The organism is Streptomyces milbemycinicus (assembly GCF_002154605.1).
In the GTDB taxonomy this organism is placed as follows: domain Bacteria; phylum Actinomycetota; class Actinomycetes; order Streptomycetales; family Streptomycetaceae; genus Streptomyces; species Streptomyces milbemycinicus.
This window is the reverse complement of the sequence record NZ_MUNE01000851.1, coordinates 1-2,942: the sequence shown is the minus strand read 5'-3', so window position 1 is coordinate 2,942 and position 2,942 is coordinate 1. Positions and strand designations below refer to the sequence as shown.

Below are 2,942 nucleotides of genomic sequence, written 5' to 3'. Positions count from 1 at the left end.
GCGGTGGCGCTGTGGCGCGGGTCGGGGCCGCTGCGCGGCCCGGGGGCGGGGTTCGCCCGGTGGCGGCGCGGCGCCGGCCGGCCCGGCAGTTGAGGTCTCAAAGCCTTACAAAGCGTTAAAAGATGCCCACGGCCGCGCGGGCCGCGGACTCCACGAGGGCGACACCGGTGTCCATGTCCTTGTGGCCGCATGAGAGCACGGCCACAAGGTACGTACGACCCCCCGCCGTGACCCGGCCGATGCTGTTGACGACCCACAGGCCGGTGGCGCTGCGCGGCAGCCAGCCGTTCTTGAGCCGCGTGCTGGTCGCGTCGTCGGCGGCGGCCGAGACGCCCCAGGCCTGGTCCTCGGCTATCTGCCCCATGAGCTGCTGCATATAGGCGCGGGACGGCTCGCTGAGCACCGCCTTGTCGCCCTCTGCGCCGGTCGCGAAAACCGCCCGCAGCAGCGTGAGCTGATCGGCGGCGGTGGTCTGGGTGAGCCCCCACCGCCCCGACTGGCCGCCGTGCGTCTCCGTCAGACCGAGCCGCTTGTTGGCGGCGTCGAGCCCCGCCGCGCCGCCGATCTCCTGCCACAGCGCGGTCGCCGCGTCGTTGTCACTCTTCTGGATCATCACGGTGGCGTACGAGCGCTCCTGGGCCGTGAGCCGCCGCCCCGCGTCCTGGGCCCGCAGCAGCAGCGCGGCGAGGATGTCCACCTTCACGATGCTCGCGGTGTCGTACGCGCCGTCGCCGTACACCGCGCCCGCCGCCGAGCCGGTGTCCAGGACCGCGGCCGAGAACTGTCCCTCGGTGCCGTCCGCCACGGCGTCCAGCGCGTCGGTCAGGGCCGCCGTCAGCGCGGCGGCCGACGGCGTCGCCCCACTCTTCTCCCTGCCCACGCGCTCCATGCCGCTCCCTCCCCTGGTCCCGCCGCCGCTCGCGGCGGCCGAGGAGTGCACGGCGGCATTCCGCGGCCGGTCGTGAGCCCGGACCTGGGCGCCGACGGTGACTGCACCGATCAACAGTGCCAGTGCCGCGGCGGTCGCGTACAGAGCGGGGCGGCGCGTGGCCGGGCGGCGTGCGCCGTCCCTGTCTCTGCCCCCCGGAGTGCCGGATTCCATGACGGGCGACGCTAAGCAGAGGAACTGCGTCCTGGTTAAGAGGCAGGTTAAGAGCCCGTGAGAAATCGCTCCGGCCGCCCCCGATACCCTCGTCGGGTGGCGCTCAAGAACATTCCCGACCCCGGCTTCTCCGGCGACGACGGCTCCGCCGACCCTCGCCTGACCGCGGCGCTCGCCGCCTGGGCCGACGACCCCTCCGCCGAGCCCGAAGTGCTCGGCGCGCTCACCGGGGCGCGGCTGCTGGTGCCGGTGGTGGCCCTTCTCGGCGAGGTCGAGGAGGGCCCGGATGGACTGCGCCGGGAGAAGACCAGCGATATGGCGGTGCCCACGCTTCAGGCGCCCGACGGCCGGCGCGCCCTGCCCGCCTTCACCTCCCTGGAGACGCTGGCCCGCTGGCGCGCGGACGCCCGGCCGGTGGCCGTACCGCTGCGGCAGGCGCTGGAGGCCGCCGCGCACGAGAAGGCGGACACCGTGGTGCTCGACCTGGCCGGGCCGGTGCCGTACCAGCTGACCGGGCCCGCCCTGCTCGCCCTCGCCGAGGGCCGGACCAGCGCCGATCCGCTCGCCGACCCGGTGGTCGCGGAGGCGCTGCGTACGGTGCTGGCCGCCGAGCCCGGTGTGCTCCGCGCCCATCTGACGCCCGCCGCGGACTCGGACGGGATCCTCGCGCTCACCCTGGACCCGGGCGCTCCCGCGCCGGAGACGGTACGGCGGGTCGCGGAGGCCCTGGCCGCGGACGAGACGCTGCGGGCCCGGCTGGTGCGCGGTCTTGACCTGGCGCTGCTGCCGCCGGGGACGCCGGTGCCGGGGGAGCCGCTGTTCAGCCGCTGAGCCCTGCGACCGCCCTGTAGACGCCCCGTACCTCCGCGATCTCCGACAGGCGAAATCTCCCCTTTCGTCCCACAATGCAAGGACGACAACTGGCGATCCGATGAGGAGCGCGCCAATGGTTACGAGTACGGCGGATACAGCGGAGACGCGAACGACAGACACGAGAACGGTCGTGGCCGAATTCGTCGGAACCGCGCTGCTGGTCTTCTTCGGTGTCGGTTCCCTGGTCCTCGCGGGCGACTACATCAACGCCGTCGGCATCTCGTTCGCCTTCGGCTTCACTTTGATCGCGATCGCTTACGCCTTCGGCCGTATCTCCGGCTGCCATGTCAACCCGGCGGTCACCCTGGGCGTGCTGCTGGCCAAGCGCATCGACATCCGTACGGCCGTCGAGTACTGGGTGGCACAGCTGGTCGGCGGGATCGTGGGCGCGGCGGTGCTCTTCCTGCTGGCCAAGCAGGTGCCGAGGCTGGTGACCAGCGACGCGTTCGGCAGCAATGGCTACGGGGGCCGGTCGCCCGTCGGCATCGGCGGCGGCGGGGCCTTTCTCGCCGAGGTGCTGCTGACGTTCCTGCTGGTCTTCATCTTCCTCACGGTGACCAGCAAGGTCGCGCTGGTCGGCACGGAGCCGCTGCCGGTGGGCCTGGCCCTCACGGCGGTCAACCTGGTCGGCATCCCGCTGACGTGGACCTCCGTGAACCCGGCGCGCAGCCTGGGCCCGGCGCTGTTCGCGGGCGGCGGGGCGCTTTCGCAGCTGTGGCTGTTCCTGGTCGCGCCGATGATCGGCGGGGTGCTGGCGGCGGGGCTGCATATGCTCACCCACCCCGGGCAGCCGGTCGCCGAGGAGGAGCAGGTGGCCGGGGCCCGGCCGCATACGCTCTGGGGCAGACGGCACGGCGGCAGGGGGCCCGCGACGGGCGAACCGGAGGCCAAGGGGCCGGAGGCCGCGTGAGCCGCCCGCCGAGCGGGCTGCGCCCTTTCCCGCCTTCCCGCTCGGCGGGCGGCTCAC

Annotated in this window: 3 protein-coding genes; 2 read left to right on the top strand and 1 reads right to left on the bottom strand. The window is 73.5% G+C overall.

Annotated elements, in window-relative coordinates:
- Positions 1-115: 115 nt before the first annotated feature.
- Positions 116-1,102: a serine hydrolase gene (locus CCN51_RS47545; RefSeq protein ID WP_043486450.1), complete on the bottom strand. Its 987-nt coding sequence runs from the start codon at positions 1,100-1,102 to the stop codon at positions 116-118.
- Between the two features lie 96 nt (positions 1,103-1,198).
- On the opposite strand from CCN51_RS47545, the gene CCN51_RS47540 reads away from it, so the two are divergent.
- The gene (locus CCN51_RS47540; RefSeq protein ID WP_014175146.1) at positions 1,199-1,933 is read left to right on the top strand and encodes an SseB family protein; all 735 of its coding nucleotides are present in this window, start codon (positions 1,199-1,201) and stop codon (positions 1,931-1,933) included.
- Positions 1,934-2,048: 115 nt separating this feature from the next.
- Complete coding sequence (locus CCN51_RS47535) at positions 2,049-2,885, top strand: aquaporin (protein ID WP_055413895.1); 837 nt, start codon at positions 2,049-2,051, stop codon at positions 2,883-2,885.
- Positions 2,886-2,942: the final 57 nt, after the last annotated feature.